The organism is Streptomyces pseudogriseolus, from assembly GCA_002154585.1.
In the GTDB taxonomy this organism is placed as follows: domain Bacteria; phylum Actinomycetota; class Actinomycetes; order Streptomycetales; family Streptomycetaceae; genus Streptomyces; species Streptomyces pseudogriseolus.
On sequence record MUNG01000304.1, the window covers coordinates 1 to 15680 of the forward strand.

Annotated in this window: 14 protein-coding genes and 1 pseudogene; 4 read left to right on the top strand and 11 right to left on the bottom strand. The window is 72.7% G+C overall.

Annotated features, from left to right (window positions below; all coding sequences use genetic code 11):
- Nucleotides 1-106 precede the first annotated feature (106 nt).
- A complete protein-coding gene (locus CCN29_RS24620; protein WP_031016639.1) occupies nt 107-1129 on the top strand; it encodes an alcohol dehydrogenase in 1023 nt (340 codons plus the stop codon).
- 24 nt (nt 1130-1153) lie between these two features.
- Here CCN29_RS24620 and CCN29_RS24625 read toward each other — a convergent pair whose 3' ends face one another.
- A complete protein-coding gene (locus CCN29_RS24625; RefSeq protein ID WP_086684523.1) occupies nt 1154-2608 on the bottom strand; it encodes a dihydrolipoyl dehydrogenase family protein in 1455 nt (484 codons plus the stop codon).
- Nucleotides 2609-2737: 129 nt separating this feature from the next.
- Nucleotides 2738-3484 (bottom strand): SDR family oxidoreductase, encoded by a 747-nt coding sequence (locus tag CCN29_RS24630; RefSeq protein WP_086684526.1) that lies wholly within the window; start codon nt 3482-3484, stop codon nt 2738-2740.
- A gap of 243 nt (nt 3485-3727) precedes the next feature.
- Between CCN29_RS24630 and CCN29_RS24635 the strand changes: the two genes are divergently transcribed.
- A complete protein-coding gene (locus CCN29_RS24635) occupies nt 3728-4795 on the top strand; it encodes a right-handed parallel beta-helix repeat-containing protein (RefSeq protein ID WP_006134523.1) in 1068 nt (355 codons plus the stop codon).
- Between the two features lie 52 nt (nt 4796-4847).
- On the top strand, nt 4848-5879 hold the full coding sequence (locus CCN29_RS24640) for a methyltransferase (protein WP_086684528.1): 1032 nt from the start codon (nt 4848-4850) through the stop codon (nt 5877-5879).
- Nucleotides 5880-5972: 93 nt separating this feature from the next.
- Here CCN29_RS24640 and CCN29_RS24645 read toward each other — a convergent pair whose 3' ends face one another.
- The 7 genes from CCN29_RS24645 to CCN29_RS24675 form a co-directional block, all read right to left on the bottom strand.
- On the bottom strand, nt 5973-6308 hold the full coding sequence (locus CCN29_RS24645; protein WP_006134521.1) for a TcmI family type II polyketide cyclase: 336 nt from the start codon (nt 6306-6308) through the stop codon (nt 5973-5975).
- Between the two features lie 34 nt (nt 6309-6342).
- On the bottom strand, nt 6343-6825 hold the full coding sequence (locus tag CCN29_RS24650) for an SRPBCC family protein (RefSeq protein WP_031061036.1): 483 nt from the start codon (nt 6823-6825) through the stop codon (nt 6343-6345).
- Nucleotide 6826: 1 nt separating this feature from the next.
- Nucleotides 6827-7087, bottom strand: coding sequence for an acyl carrier protein (locus CCN29_RS24655; RefSeq protein WP_006134519.1), 261 nt, complete (start codon nt 7085-7087; stop codon nt 6827-6829).
- Between the two features lie 26 nt (nt 7088-7113).
- Nucleotides 7114-8358: a ketosynthase chain-length factor gene (locus CCN29_RS24660; RefSeq protein ID WP_086684531.1), complete on the bottom strand. Its 1245-nt coding sequence runs from the start codon at nt 8356-8358 to the stop codon at nt 7114-7116.
- Nucleotides 8355-9623 carry a beta-ketoacyl-[acyl-carrier-protein] synthase family protein gene (locus CCN29_RS24665; RefSeq protein WP_006134517.1) on the bottom strand — a complete coding sequence of 423 codons (1269 nt, stop codon included), beginning with the start codon at nt 9621-9623 and terminating at the stop codon, nt 8355-8357. The genes CCN29_RS24660 and CCN29_RS24665 overlap by 4 nt, the downstream gene beginning before the upstream one ends.
- A complete protein-coding gene (locus CCN29_RS24670; protein WP_006134516.1) occupies nt 9620-10087 on the bottom strand; it encodes a cupin domain-containing protein in 468 nt (155 codons plus the stop codon). The genes CCN29_RS24665 and CCN29_RS24670 overlap by 4 nt, the downstream gene beginning before the upstream one ends.
- A gap of 70 nt (nt 10088-10157) precedes the next feature.
- Nucleotides 10158-11282: a SchA/CurD-like domain-containing protein gene (locus CCN29_RS24675; protein ID WP_006134515.1), complete on the bottom strand. Its 1125-nt coding sequence runs from the start codon at nt 11280-11282 to the stop codon at nt 10158-10160.
- Nucleotides 11283-11555: 273 nt separating this feature from the next.
- On the opposite strand from CCN29_RS24675, the gene CCN29_RS24680 reads away from it, so the two are divergent.
- Nucleotides 11556-13202 (top strand): FAD-dependent oxidoreductase, encoded by a 1647-nt coding sequence (locus CCN29_RS24680; protein WP_006134514.1) that lies wholly within the window; start codon nt 11556-11558, stop codon nt 13200-13202.
- Nucleotides 13203-13248: 46 nt separating this feature from the next.
- Here CCN29_RS24680 and CCN29_RS24685 read toward each other — a convergent pair whose 3' ends face one another.
- Together CCN29_RS24685 and CCN29_RS24690 are read right to left on the bottom strand one after the other, a co-directional pair.
- Nucleotides 13249-14214: a tetratricopeptide repeat protein gene (locus tag CCN29_RS24685; protein WP_031016657.1), complete on the bottom strand. Its 966-nt coding sequence runs from the start codon at nt 14212-14214 to the stop codon at nt 13249-13251.
- Between the two features lie 140 nt (nt 14215-14354).
- A pseudogene (locus CCN29_RS24690) lies at nt 14355-15601 on the bottom strand (glyceraldehyde-3-phosphate dehydrogenase).
- Between the last annotated feature and the right edge of the window lie 79 nt (nt 15602-15680).

A 15680-nucleotide genomic window follows, 5' to 3' on the forward strand; every position in this document is an offset into this window, starting at 1 on the left:
CTGCGGCGGCTCACCGGCCGCCCTCACCCGACCTCCGTCCGCCCCCGACCCGGTCCGGCGCGGACCACACCACCCTGTGCTCGACGCCGTGCCCCGGAGTGACCCCATGAACACGTACCGAGTCGCGCAAGTGCCCGCCGCCAACGGGTCGTTCGAGATCGTGGAACGCGAGGTGCCCCGGCCCGGCCCGCGTCACGTCCGCATCGCCGTGGAGGCCTGCGGGGTCTGTCACAGCGACGCCATGTTCGTCGCCGCCGGACTGCCCGGCACGCCGTTCCCCCTCGTGCCCGGTCACGAGATCGCCGGCCGCGTCGACGAACTCGGCGACGGTGCAGACGAGATGGGCTGGCAGGTCGGGGACCGGGTCACCGTGGGCTGGTTCGGCGGCAGCTGCGGGCACTGCGTCCCGTGCCGCCGGGGCGACTTCATCGTCTGCGACACCCTCAAGATTCCCGGCTACTCCTACGACGGCGGCTTCGCCGAGGCGGTCGTCGCCCCCGTGGACGCCCTGGCCCGCATCCCCGACGAGCTCACCGCGGCCGACGCGGGGCCCATGGCGTGCGCGGGCGTCACCACGTACAACGGGCTGCGGCGCAGCGGTGCGCGGCCGGACGACGTGGTGGCGATCCAGGGCATCGGCGGCCTCGGACACCTGGCCGTGCAGTTCGCGGCGGCCATGGGGTACGAGACGGTCGCGATCGCGCGCGGCGCGGACAAGGCCGACTTCGCCAGGCAACTGGGCGCCCACCACTACGTCGACAGCACGGCGGGGCCCGTCGCCCAGGCGCTCCAGGCGCTCGGCGGGGCGAAGGTGGTCCTGGCCACCGCGGGCAACTCCGAGGCCATCGCCCAGACCGTGGACGGCCTCACCCCGCGCGGTGAGCTGGTCGTCATCGGGGCGACCGCCGACCCGATGCCCATCAGCCCCCTCCAGCTGATCCTCAAGGGCCGCCTCGTACGCGGCCACCCCTCGGGGACCGCGCAGGACGTGCAGGACACCATGACCTTCGCCGCCCGGCACGGCATCCGCCCCATGACGGAGATCCTGCCGCTGAGCGAGGCGAACACGGCCTTCGGGAAGATGATGGACGGAAGCGCCCGCTTCCGTATGGTGCTCACGCCCGCCTGACGCGACCCGAAGACGCAGGACCCGTCAGGCGGCCGTGCCGTCGCTGTCCCGGTACGTCTCCAGGATGCGCAGCCACACCTCGCTGATCGTGGGGAACGCCGGGACGGCGTGCCACAGCCGGTCCACCGGCACCTCGCTCGTGACGGCGACGGTCGCCGAGTACAGCAGCTCCTGCACGCCGGGGCCGACGAAGGTCGCCCCGACGACGTTCCGCCGCGCGGTGTCGACGATCACCCGCGCCCGGCCCCGGTACCCCTCCGCGTACTGCACCGCGCCGGCGATCTTCCCGATGTCGTAGTCCACCACGTCGACCTCCAGGCCCGCCCGCTCCGCCTCCCGCGCGGTCGGGCCCACGGACGCGACCTCCGGCTCGGTGAAGACGACCTGCGGCACGGCGGCGCTGTCGGCGGTCGGGGCGTGCCGCCCCCACATGCCGTCGTCCAGCGGCTCCCCCTTGGCGCGCGCACCGATCACGGCACCGGCGATCCGCGCCTGATACTTGCCCTGATGGGTCATCAGGGCGCGGTGGTTGACGTCCCCGACGGCGTACAGCCAGCCCTCGGAGATCTCCGGGACGCGGAAGGAGTCGTCCACCGGCAGCCAGCCGCCCGGGGTGAGACCGACCGTCTCCAGACCGATGTCCCCGGTGTGCGGGGCGCGGCCGGTGGCGAACAGGACCTCGTCCGCGACCACGGTGTCCCCGTCGTCCGTCGTGACCCGCACGGGACCCTCGCCGCCGTCCTCGCGTTCCACCCCGGACACCGACCGGCCGAACCGCACGTCCACCCCGGCCTCGCGCAGCGCGTCCGTCACCATCTCCCCGGCGAACGGCTCCATCCGGCCCAGCAGCCCGCCGCGCACCAGCATCGTCACCTCGGAGCCGAGCGCCCGGAACGCCGTGGCCATCTCCACGGCCACCACCCCGCCGCCGACCACCGCGAGCCGGTCCGGCACCTGCCGCGCCGCCGTCGCCTGCCGGTTGGTCCACGGACGGACGTCAGCGAGCCCCGGCAGGTCCGGGAGTGCGGTGACCGTGCCGGTGCACACCGCGACCGCGTGCCGCGCGGTCAGTCCGACCCGCTCCCCGTCCGGCGTCTCCACGACGACCTGGCGGGGGCCGTTCAGCCTGCCGTGCCCGCGCACCAGGTCCACGGAGACCGAGTCCAGCCACTCCACCTGGTCGGCGTCCTGCCAGTGCGCGGCCATCGCGTCACGGTGCTCGAAGACGGCGGGCACGTCGAGGGGGCCCTCGACCGCCCGACGCAGACCCGGGACCCGCCGGGCGTCGGCGCGCGCCAGCACGGGACGCAGCAGCGCCTTGCTCGGCTCGCACGCCCAGAACGAGCACTCACCGCCCAGCAGTTCGTCCTCCACGATCACCGTGGTGAGCCCGGCGGCACGGGTGCGGTCGGCGAGGTTCTCCCCCGTCGGTCCCGCTCCGAGAACCACCACGTCGTAGGCCGGGGAAGTGCCGTTCATGCCCGCCTCCGTGCACTCGGATGGTCGACTGGGCGACGTCTTCTCCAGTGTCCTCCTGAGGGCACGACATCGCCCGGCGTGCGGAGGAGGGCGGGAGGCACCCCGCCGGTCACGGCCGCCGCCGCGTGATCAGGGCGGCACCAGCTGCTGGCCGCCGTCGACGTCGTACGTCGCGCCCGTCACGGCCTCGTTGACCATGAGGTGCACGATCACCGCGGCCACGTCGTCCGGGCCGACGACCCGCCGTATCGGGAGGGTGGCGCGCAGTCGCTCACGGCGCTCCTCGAGCCGGTCGCCGAGGAGCGACGCGGACAGGGGCGTGTCGACGAAGCCGGGAGCGACGAGGTTGGCCCGGACCGGCGCCAGCTCCACCGCCAGACTCGCGGTGAGCGCCGGCAGGGCGGCCGTCAGCGCCGAGGTCACGGCCGAGCCGGCCCCGGGACGCCGGCCGCCGGTCCCGCCGACGAACACCAGCGTCCCCGCGTCCCGCACCACGGCGCCGCCGTACTTGGCGACCCCGAGGGTGAGGGCCAGACGCTCCCCGACGTGGGCGCGCGCCTCGTCGACGTCCATGTCCGCGAGCGTCGCGTAGAAGGGGGACCCGGCGGTGGAGACGACGTGGTCGACGGGGCCGGGCAGGGCGTCGAAGAACTCCCGGAGGCGGTCCGTGTCGGCGGCGTCGAGGGGCGCGGAACGCTCCGCCCCGACCTCCTCCGCCGCCCGTCCCAGCCGCTCCGGGTCGCGTCCCGCCATCACGACCCGGGCGCCGCGCCGGCGTACCTGACGTGCCGTCGCGAGTCCGATGCCGGAGCTCGCGCCGATCACGACCACGGACTGGTCCGCGAGGTCCTGGGGGAGAGGGGGGCCGGGCGTCATGGGCGCCTCCCGGTGTGGATGCGCGAAGCGGGCGGCCGGGCGATGCGACGCCGGGGCCGCGTTCCCGACGCTACAACGGGGGACCGGAGGCCACCAGTCGAACGGGTGAGCGGTCGTTCCGGGCGGCTCGGAACCGGTGCCGCGGACGCGCCGAGGACGGCCCGCGGAGTACCTCCGCGGGCCCACGCCCGGCTGGGCGATCACCGGTGGCGGGCCACCAGGGCCGCTCATAGCTTCGGCCTCATGAACAAACGTCACATCGCGTATCTCGCCTGCGCCACCGCCGTCGCGACGGTGGGAATCGGCGCCGCCCCCTCGACCTCGGCGCACCAGTCGGCCGTGCACCGCGTGCAGCCCGGGCAGTCCATCCAGAAGGCCGTGGACGCGGCCAGATCGGGGGACACCGTCCTGGTCGCCGCCGGCACCTACAAGCAGAGCGTCCGCATCACCCGCTCGGGCATCACCCTGCGCGGCGACGCCGCCGGCCGCACCGTCCTGGAGCCCCCCGCGAGCGCCGGCAAGTCCGCCTGCGCCAAGGCGGGCAACGGCGTCTGCGTCACCGGCACCGACAAGAAGCCGCTGAAGAACGTCTCCGTACGGTCCCTGACGGTACGTGGGTTCGCGAAGAACGGCGTCTGGGCGACCGGCACGGAGAACCTCAGGGTGCGCTACGTGACCGCCGAGAAGAACGGCCAGTGGGGCATCGCCACGGAACGCTCCGCGCGCAGCGTGATCAGCCACAACGTCACCCGTAAGAACGGCGACGCGGGGGTGTTCGTCGCCAACACCGTCGACACCGAGGAAGGCGCGCGCGACGCGAAGAAGACGGTGATCCGCTTCAACGAGACGGCGGGCAACCGGGTCGGCGTCACCGTACGGCGGCTGCGCAACCTCAGCGTCGACCACAACGAGGCCACCGGCAACTGCGCCGCCGTGTTCGTCGTCGGCGACGAGTCCAAGCCCCGCGCCGGACACCTCAGCGTGTCCTGGAACCACGTCCACGCCAACAACAAGTACTGCGCCAAGACGCCCCGGCTGCCCTTCCTCCAGGGCTCGGGCATCGTCCTCACCGGCGTCGAGGAGACCCGGGTGGCGTTCAACCGGGTCGAGAACAACAAGGGCACCTCGCCCCTGTCCGGCGGCATCGTGCTGTTCAAGAGCCTCGTCGGCACGCCCAGCGAGCGCAACGACATCCGCGACAACCTGGTGACCGGCAACAGCCCCGCCGACCTCGCCAACCGCGACACCGCCACCACCAACACCTTCAGCGGCAACGCCTGCACGCTCTCCGAACCCACCGGAATGTGCTGACCGACCCGACCGTCCCCCCACCCACGGCACAACAGCAGAAGCGAGGCAACGGATGACCACCGTTGATCCGGCTCCCCCGCCGCCCATGCGGCTGAGGGAGCTCGTATTCGGGGCGGCCTGCGCGGCCGCCGTACGCGCGGCCGTCCGTCTGGGCGTGCCCGACGCGCTGGACGACAGCCCCATGACCGTCGACGACCTGGCGACGGCGGTGAAGACCCAGCCGCACACCCTGCGGCGGCTGCTGCGCGCGCTGTCCTGCCAGGGCGTCTTCACCGAGAACCCCGACGGCACCTTCGAGCACACCGACATGTCCCGGCTGCTGCGCGAGGACGACCCGCACAGCCTGCGCTACATCGCCCTGTGGTGCACCGAGCCCTGGACCTGGAACGTGTGGCCGCGCCTCGACGAGGCGGTGCGCACCGGCGGCAACGTCTTCGAGGAGGTGTACGAGCAGGAGTTCTTCACCTACCTCAACGAGTCGGCGCCCGAGTCCGCGCACGTCTTCAACCGGGCCATGACCACCTCCAGCGAGCAGTCCGCGCGGGACGTCGCCCGGCTGCTCGACCTGGACGACGCCGGCTCCGTGGTGGACATCGGCGGCGGCCAGGGCCATGTCCTGGCGAGCCTCCTGGAGAAGCACCCCCACCTGCGGGGCACGCTGCTCGACCTGCCGGGTGTCGTCGAGAACGCCGACCCCCGGCTGCGCGACGGCGGCGCGCTCGCCGACCGGGCCCGCATCGTGGCCGGCGACTGCCGTGAGGACGTGCCCGTCGAGGCGGACGTGTACATCATCAAGAACGTGCTGGAGTGGGACGACGACAGCACCCGCCGGGTGCTCGCCGCCATCCGCAGGTCGGCGCGGACCGACGCCCGGGTCGTGGTGATCGAGAACCTCGTCGACGACACCCCGTCCATGCGCTTCACCACCGCGATGGACCTGCTGCTGCTCCTGAACGTCGGGGGCGCCAAGCACACCCGGCAGTCCATGGTGGACCGGCTCACCAAGGCGGGCCTCGTCATCGGCGAGATCCGCCCGGTGAACGCGTACCTGCACGCCTTCGAGTGCACCGTCCCCGCCACGTAGGGACCGCGACACAAGGACGGGAAAACCCCGAGGCCGCCGGCTCCGCGACTGACGCGGAACCGGCGGCCTCGGGGGTTTCCCGTGTGCGGCGGCTCAGGAGCCGGCGCCGCGCTCCCAGCGGTAGAAGCACTGCGCCATGGCGTCCTTGGGACTGCGCCAGGTGGCCGGGTCGTACGGGCTGACGTACGCCTCCAGCTCCTGGCTGATGCGGCGGAACTCGGGGTGCGAGGCCACCTTCGCGATCGCTGGCGCCGGGTCCTGCTCCGACTCGATGAGGTGCAGATACACGTCGTCCCCGAACTGGAAGAGACTGCGCCGGCTGACGCCGACCAGGTGGGGGAGCTCACCCCGGTCCGACGCGGCGAACACGTCGGCGATGTCCGGAGCCGAACCGGGCTTCATCCGGGCGACGATCAGGGCGTGGTGCATGGGATTCCTTCCGGGTCCCCGGCGGGACCGGTGCTCAGCGCGAGGACGCGACGGACGCGGTCTCGGACTCGCGGGCGGCCTGCTCGATCTTGTCCCGGATGAGCGTCATCTGGGTGCGGGAGTTGCGGTTGATGTTGTCCGTCATCCACGCGTCGTCGACCGGCGCGTCGGGCTTCATCGCGAAGTCCTGCGTCCAGCGCATCTCGATCCCGCCCGGCACCTCCTCGTACTCCCACAGGATGTCCATGTGGGCGAAGGGGCCGGTCTCCACGCGGCGGGCGCGCACGGTCCGCTTCGCCCGGTCCGGGGTGCGCTCGGACACCCAGCTCCACACCTTGCCGTTCTCGTCCGGGTGCATGGTCAGCCGGAACGTCGTCGTGTCGCCCTCCCGGGAGAGGACGTCCACCGACGCGTACTCGCTGAACAGCCGCGGCCAGTTCTCGAGGTCGTTCGTCATCTCCCAGACCAGGTCGAAGGGAGCGTCGATGGTGATGCTGTTCTCGGTGTGTCCTGCCACTTCAGGCTCCAGCCGTGAGGGTGCTGTTGACGAGGTTCAGGAACTCCCGGGGCGTCCTGCACCGCTCCGAGTCGGGCGGCAGGGACGCGCCGTACCGGTTCTCCAGCTCGCCGACGATGCCGAGCAGCCCGAGCGAGTCGAGACCGAAGGAGTCGAAGGGGGACTCCGCGGCGTCCTTGAGTTCCTCGGGGTCGACGGTGATGCCGGCCGCCTGCTTCATCAGGGCGGCCAGCTCGTCGAAGGTCACTTCGGTGGTGATCATGGGTGACTGCTCCTTCCCCGCCCGGATCACCGGGCGGAATCGTCACCGCGGCGCACGACCAGCGCCGCGTTGGAGCCCATCAGTCCCCGGCTGAGGACGAGGGCGGTGCGCAGCTCGGCGGGGCGAGCGTGCTGCGTCACCAGGTCGAGGTCGTGGCAGACGTCGAACACGTTGGGCGTGGGCGGCACCAGGCCGTGCTCCATGGCCAGCATCGCCGCCACCGTGTCCAGCACCGGCGCACCGCAGTACGCCCGGCCGAAGCCGGTCTTGGGCGCCGTCACCGGCACCCGCGTGCCGTGCGCGCCGAGGGCGTCGGCGATCGCCAGCGCCTCCGCGCGGTCCGCCTCGGGCATGCCCAGGGCGTCGGCGAAGACGACGTCGACCTCCTCCGGGGCGACGCCCGCCTCGTCGAGGGCGCCGGTGATCGCGTGGGCCAGGCCCTCCCGGGACTCCGCCCAGCGGGACGCCCCGGTGAACGTCGCCGCGTGACCGGCCACGACACCCCGTACGGGCACCCCGCGCTCACGGGCCCGCCCCTCGTCCTCGACGACGAGCAGCGCACCCCCCTCGGCCGGCACGAACCCGCACGCCTTCTCGGTGAACGGCCGGTAGGCGCGGTCGGGGTCGTCGAGGGTGCTGAGCTCGGGGTAGCCGAGCTGGCACACCATCGAGTACGGGGCCAGCGGCGCCTCCGCCGCCCCCACCACCATCACGTCCGTGCCGCGCCGCACCGCCCGGGCCGCGTGCGCGAGGGCGTCCAGACCGCCCGCCTCGTCGCTCGCCACCACCCCGCACGGCCCCTTGAGGCCGCCGCGGATGGAGATCTGGCCGGTGCTCGCCGCGTAGAACCAGGCGATCGACTGGTACGGGCCGACGTACTTGGAGCCCTTGCCCCACAGCTTCTGGAGCTCGCGCTGGCCGAACTCGCCGCCGCCGGAGCCGGCCGCGGTGACCACGCCGACCGAGTACGGGTCGGCGGGCTCCCCGCCCAGCCCGGCGTCGTCGAGGGCGAGCGCCGCCGCGGCCATCGCGAAGTGGCTGAACCGGTCGGTCTGCACCAGGAAGCGGTCCTCGATCAGGGCCGCCGGGTCGAACGACCGCACCTCGCCCGCCACCCGCAGCGGCATGTGCTCACAGCCCTCGCGGGTGATCAGGTCCAGTACGCCGAGGCCTTCGCGGACGGACTTCCAATAGGCGTCCGTCCGCAGTCCGTTGGGCGCGACCACACCGATGCCGGTGACGGCCGCTCGCCCGGAACGCCGCTTGCTCATCGTGTCCTCCCGCCCGTCCCGGACAGCAGCACCGCGGACTGGAAACCGCCGAACCCGCTGCCGACGGAGAGCACGTGCTCCAGCTTCCGCGGGCGGGCGGTGCGCGGCACGTAGTCCAGGTCGCACTCCGGGTCGGGGGTCTCGTAGTTCGCGGTCGGCGGCACGACCTGGTGCCGCAGCGCGAGCACGCAGGCGACCACCTCGATCGCGCCGATGGCGCCGAGCGAGTGCCCCACCATCGACTTGATGGAGGACATGGGCGTCTCGTACGCGTGCGCGCCCAGCGACCGCTTCACCGCGGCCGTCTCGTGCCGGTCGTTCTGCCGGGTGCCGGAACCGTGCGCGTTGACGTAGTCGATCCGGGTGGGATCGATCCGCGCCTGGTCGAGGGTGCCGTCGATGGCGCGGGCCATCTCCATGCCCTCACTGGTCAGCCCGGTCATGTGGTAGGCGTTGCCGTAGGTGGCGTAGCCGCCGATCTCGCAGAGGATGTCCGCGCCGCGCGCCCGCGCGTGCTCGTACTCCTCCAGCACCAGCACGGCCGCGCCCTCGCCCATCACGAACCCGTCGCGGTGGGCGTCGAACGGCCGGGACGCGTGCTCGGCGTCGTCGTTGTTCGGCGACGTCGCCTTGATGGCGTCGAAGCAGGCCATCGTGATGGGGGAGATCGGCGAGTCCGACGCCCCCGCGACGCAGACGTCGGCCCGGCCCTCGGCGATCGTGTGGAAGGCGTAGCCGACCGCGTCGAGACCGGACGTGCAGCCGGTGGAGACCGTCTGCACCGGGCCCCGGGCGCCGAACTGCTCGGCCACCGTGGAGGCGAGGGTGCTCGGCGAGAACGCCAGGTGCAGCTTGGGCTGCGCCTTGGTGTGGTCCACGTCCCAGCGCCGGCCGCTCTCGCTGACCCGCACGTAGTCCTGTTCCAGCCGGGTCGTGCCGCCGACCGCGCTGCCCAGCGACACCGCGGTCCGCCACGGGTCGAGGGACCCGGTGTCGAGGCCGGAGTGGCGGACCGCCTCCCGGGCCGCGACCACGGCGAACTGGATGTAGCGGTCGGCGTGCTGGCACAGGTCCGCGTCCAGGCCGTGCTCGAACGGGTCGAAGTCGCACTCGGCGGCGATGCGCGAGCGCAGGCCCGCCGGGTCGAACAGGGTGATGCCGCGGGTCGCGGTGCGGCCTGCGGACAGCAGGTCCCAGAACGCCGTCGCCCCGATGCCGCCGGGAGCGACCACACCTATACCGGTGACGGCCACCCGCCGGGTCATTTTATGGCCTCGCTCGGCTCGACCGGCCGGGCCGCTTCCGGCCCGCCCACCGTCAACTGCGGCCCGGACATGGCGCTTTCGGTCTCCTCCGTGTCGACGTGCCCGAGGCTCGGGTGGGGGGCGAGGGGACCGAGGTGGAACACCATGCGGGCCTCCTCGTCGCCGACGTTGCGGAAGCGGTGCCGCATGTCGATCGGGATCATCAGCCCCTGCTCGGCGCGGAGCGCGAACGGCTCGCCGTCCAGGTCCACCTCGAGCGAGCCGTGGACGACGTACACGAACTCCTCGGAGTACGGGTGGTAGTGCTCGGCGATCCGCTCGCCGGGCTGGATGACGGCCAGCCCCATGAAGCCGCTCGTGGAGCCCACGGTGGCCGGGGTGAGCAGGGTCCTGAGGTCACCCCCGCGCCGGCGGTTGGGTTCCGTCTCGCTCAGGTCCACGATCCGTGGATGCTGCTTGGACATGGTTGATACCTCCGGGTGTTCCGGTGACGTCCCCGGCGCGACGGCCGTGGGACGTCACCGTGGTCGACCGTCAGGAAGCCGCCGCGCTGCGGTCGGTGACGGGCAGCATGTCGGCGTGCGACAGCAGCCGGTTGAGGGTGCGCTCCGAGTCCAGGGAGCCCTCGACGCCGATCGCGGCGCCGTCCAGGAGCCGCTCCAGCTCCGCCGCCTTGCCGGGACCCTTGACGCCCAGCGCGGCGAGCGGGTCCAGGTCGAGGTCGCCGGTGACGTCGACGAGGCGCACCACTATGTCGTCCCGCTGGAACACGGTGCTCGCGAACACCGGGCTGTCCGGCTCGTCAGCCGCGGCCTCGTCCTGCCGGGCGAGGAACCGCGCCAGGTCCATGCCGCGGCCCGCGACGGCCGGGTAGTACAGCGCGTGCCGCCGCAGCCCGTCGGGCTCCGGCCGGCCGGCTGCCACATGGTGCACGGCGGGCAGCGCGGCCCGGGTGAAGAACAGCCGCGCGGACTCGGGGTCGGTCAGGTCCCGGTCCTGCTCCAGATAGGGGTTGATGGCCTCCTCGACCGCCCGCACCTCCGGCTGGCGCGCCACGTGGCGCAGGGCGGCGAGCAGGTCGCCCTCCACCTCGACGGCCCGCACGACCCGGTTGCCGTGCATGAACAGCGAGGTGCGGCGCAGCCGCGTGGTGTCGTCGACCTGGGCCTTGGGGGACTCGTACCCGGCCAGCAGCTCCGCGACCTTGGACTCGGAGCCCGGCTTGACGGTGAAGGTGAGGGCGTGGCGCGCCACGCCGTCGCCGACCCGCACCGCCGACTGGAGGCCGGCCGCCGCCGTGGCGGGGGTGCGGGGCTGCTCGGGGAAGGTCTCGCGCACGACGCTGTAGCGCATCGACCGGGTGTCCCGCACGCAGCTGTGCATCGGCCGGACGGTCTCCACGTGCTCCTCGCTGTTCACCCACGCGAGGAACGGCGGGGCGCTCTCCCATTCGCTGGTGATGAGCCACTGCGACGGGTTCTCGATCGACTGGCACAGCTGGTCGCTGATGTGACCGGGCACGGACGCGACCTTGTTCCGCATGTGCTCGTACGCCTCGAGGAACTGCTCCTGCGCCCCCTCGTACAGGTCGAGCAGCAGGATCACCCGCAGCCTGGAGCCGTCGAAGGCCGACTGCGATATGCGTCCCGACATGGTCATCCGGCGCACCTCTCCTCTTGTTCGGGAAACCCCTGCGGCGGGGCTTCTTCCGGAAGCTCTTCACGGAAGGTCAGGAACGACCGCCGTGTCCGATGGGCAGGGGGTCGCCATGAGTCGATGGTCGGGGCGGCCCCGGAAGCGCGCGAGCGACACGGCGCAGCCGGGTGAACCGCGTGCCATCCGGGTGCCGCCCGGACGCGGAGGGCCCCGCACCGGGGATGGAATCAGCGTCCCGTTACCCAACACACCCGGGCGAACGCTGGAGGCGTTTCAATGAACCGATCGGGCACGACCGGCGAGGCGGTCCACCGCACGCCCGTCCTCATCGTCGGGGGCTCCCTGGTGGGACTGTCGACGTCCCTGTTCCTGGGGCGGCTCGGAGTGCCGCACACGCTCGTCGAGCGGCACGCGAGCACTTCGATCCATCCGCGCGGGCGGGGGAACAACGTGCGCACGATGGAGCTGTTCCGCACGGCCGGCGTGCAGCGGCGGATCGTGGAGGCCGCGTCCGTCCTGAAGGACAACCACGGCATCCTCCAGACGCCGAGCCTGGTCGGCGACGCGGGCGAGTGGCTGTTGCGGACGATCGACCCGGGCGGCGGCCTCGCCCGCTTCAGCCCCGCCGGCTGGTGCCTGTGCAGCCAGAACGACCTGGAGCCGGTGCTGCTGCGCAGCGCCCGCGAGCTGGGCGGCGACCTGCGCTACAACACCGAGATGATGTCCTTCGACCAGGACGGCGACGGGGTGACGGCGCGGGTCAAGAGCCGGGAGACCGGCGAGCACACCACGATCAGGGCGGACTATCTGGTGGCGGCGGACGGCCCGCGCAGCCCCGTGCGCGAGCGGCTCGGCATCGGGCACAACGGTCCCGGCGACCTCTTCCACAACGTCAGCGTCACCTTCACCTCGCGCGGTCTCGCCTCCGTGGTCGGCGACCGCCGGTTCATCGTCTGCTACCTCACCAGCCCGGACGCCGACGGGGCGCTGCTGCCGGTGGACAACCGCGAGAACTGGGTGTTCCACGCCCCCTGGCACCCCGAACACGGCGAGACACTCGAGGAGTTCACCGACGAGCGGCTCGCCGCGCACATTCGGCGGGCGGTCGGCGTGCCGGACCTGGACGTGACCGTCACCGGCCGGGCCGCCTGGCACGCCGCCGAACGGGTCGCCCAGCGGTACGCCGAGGGGCGGGTGTTCCTGGCCGGCGACTCGGCCCACGAGATGTCGCCCACCGGGGCGTTCGGCTCCAACACCGGCATCCAGGACGCCCACAACCTCGCCTGGAAGCTGGCCGCCGTGCTCGGCGGCTGGGCCGGACCCGGTCTGCTCGACAGCTACGACGCCGAGCGCCGGCCCGTCGCCGAGGCGACCAGCGCCCGCGCCTCCTCCCGGTCCGTGGAGCACAGCCACCCCGGCTATACGCCCGACGCGGAGACCGCGGCGCTCGCCGGCCGCAAGGGCGGCGTCCTCAACGTGGCCCTCGGCTACCGCTATCCGCGCGGCGCGGTGCTGGGCGCGGACCCGGCGACGCCGGTGGTGCCCGAGGGTCTCGCGCTGAACGGCGAGCCCGGCAGCCGCGCGCCGCACCTGTGGCTGGACCGGGCCGGCGCCCGCGTCTCCACGCTCGACCTCTACGAGCGTTCCCTCGTCCTGCTCGCGTCCCCGCACAGCCCGTGGCTCGCCGCCGCGGCCGAGGTGGCGTCCGCGCTGCCGGTGCCGCTGGACGCGTACGGGGTGGGCGAGGGCGCCGACCTGGTTCCCGAGAACGGCGCCGACTGGGCGGCGGCCCACGGTGTCACTCCGGACGGCGCGGTGCTCGTGCGGCCGGACGGCTTCGTCGCCTGGCGGCACGAGGGGCGGGCCGCGGACCCGGCCCGGACCCTGCGGGACACCGTCGCCACGCTGCTGTCCCGCACCTGACCGGGCACCGGCACCTGACCGGACACGGCCGCCGGGGCGGCGCGGGTCATCCGCCGCCGACGCCGCCCTGGCGGCCGCGCTCGGACTTGGCCAGATGCTGCTCGAACCGCTGGAGCGCCGGGCCGTCGACGTCCCAGGGCCACGGGGTGACCATGCCCTGGAGCGCCTCGAACACCGGGTGCGCGTCCGCCGCGCGCCCGGCCGCGCACAGCGCGTACGCCAGGACGTTGAGGTCGGCCGGCGCCGCCGCGTGCTGGAAGAAGCCCGGCTTCGGCCACAGCGCGGCGGCCTGGTGCAGCGCCGCCGCGAGGTGTCCGCTCTCGAAGAGCTGGCCGGCGGTCATCGCCCGCATCCCGCCCTGCGCGAGCAGCCCCTGGTACTGCCGTACGGCGGCGGTGAGTTCGACGGCGGCGCACGGGGCGTTGGCCGGGATGCGGGAGCGGACCGCGTCGACGAAGTCCAGCACCGAGGCGCTGGAGCCGCCCTCCTCGGGCGACAGCAGCGCGAGCATCTGGAGGAACGCCTCGCGGTTCCAGGGGTCGCGGGCGGTGGCCTGCCGCCAGAGGGCGTCGACGTCCTGGTGGTCGTACCGCACGACACGCGCGGTGCCGAGCAGGACCACCCACGGCGACGGGTCGTCCGGCGACAGCTCGGCGGCCCGGTGGCAGCGGGAGATCACCGCGTCGGGGTCCTCCAGACGCCGTTCCTCCAGGGCGCGCACCAGCGTGGTCCAGGAGTGGAACACCAGCGCGTCCGCGTCGTCCGGGTCGCGCTCCAGCCAGGTCTCGGCGATGCCCGTGCCCGCGGCGGCCGCGGCCAGCACGGACACCCGGTGACCGCGCAGATCCCAGTCGCTCCCGGTCTGCTCCAGCAGCTCGGCGATCAGCTCGGCGTCGGCGGCCTTCCCGCTGCCCCGCTTGCTCAGCTTCCCGAGCACCTTGTCCAGTTGGGTGTCCCCGAACGAGCGGGATATACGAGGACGTCTGCCGGGGCGCGTGCTGAAGAGGGGCATGTGCGAAGACTAGGAAGCGGATCGGCCCGTTCAACCGGTTCCGGGTGATCGCTATCGATCTGGCCCTTACCGCCGGTCGTACGGGCAGACCGGGGCGGGGCCGGACAACTCACCGGCCCCGCCCCGCCGTCGCGCGTGACTCAGGCCGCGGGCGCCGGGTACGTCGGGTACTCCACGCCGGACACGTACTGGACGACGCGGACGACCTGGCAGGAGTAGCCGAACTCGTTGTCGTACCAGAGGTAGAGGATCGCGTTGTCGCCGTCGACCTTCAGGGCGCCGGCGTCGACGATCGACGCGTGCCGCGAGCCGATGAAGTCGCTGGAGACCGCGTCGGGGGCGCTGATGAAGTCGATCTGACGCTTCAGCGGGGAGGTCAGCGAGACGTTGCGCAGGTGGTCGAGGACCTCCTCGCGGTTGGTCGCGCGGCCCAGCTGGAGGTTGAGGATGGCGATCGACACGTCCGGCACCGGCACGCGGATGGAACTGCCGGTGATCGGCGCCTTCAGGTCGGGCAGCGCCTTGGCGACGGCCGACGCGGCGCCGGTCTCGGTGATCACCATGTTGAGCGGCGCGGACCGGCCGCGGCGCTCGGACTTGTGGTAGTTGTCCAGCAGGTTCTGGTCGTTGGTGAACGAGTGGACGGTCTCCACGTGGCCGCGCAGCACGCCGTACTCGTCCGCCATCGCCTTCAGCGGCGGCACGATCGCGTTGGTGGTGCAGGACGCGNNACGTCACCCTTGCCGGGCGCGGTCAGCACCACCTTGTCGACGCCGGGCCGCAGATGCTGAGACAGGCCCTCGCGGTCGCGCCACCTGCCCGTGTTGTCGATCAGGATCGCGTTGTCGATGCCGTACGCGGTGTAGTCGATCTGGGCCGGGTCGTCGGCGTAGATGACCTTGACGACGTTTCCGTTGGCGACGATCGCGCTGTTCGCCTCGTCGACGGTGATCGTGCCCTGGAACTGGCCGTGCACGGAGTCGCGGCGNNGGACGACGTCGCGCGGCTCGCGGCGCTCGATCTTGTTCTCGCCGGTGGCGCCGGCGACGGCCTCGGCGGTGAACTCCGCGACGGACTTGCCCTGGTCGTCCGCGCGGTAGGCCTCCGCGAGCAGGCCGATGTCGATCTGCGAGGGGCCGAGGTCCAGCGTGGTGAGCGCCTGGAGGAACGGCAGGGTCTCGGTGACGGAGAGCTCCTCGCCGGCGATCTGCCGGGCGAAGCGGTGCGTCTTGAGGATGCTGACCACCGACTTGTTCACCAGGGAGCGGCTGTGCAGCAGGACGGTGACGTCCCGCTCCCGGTGCAGCTTCCCGATGATCGGGATCATCGACTCCGCGATCTCCTCGCGGTGCTTCCAGTTGGTGAACGAGTCTTCGTTGACAGTCACAGCATCATCTTTCGAGCTAGAGGGTGCTCATATGATAGCCATGCCGCTCGGAGGGGTCGGAGGGGGTCCGTTCCGCGGG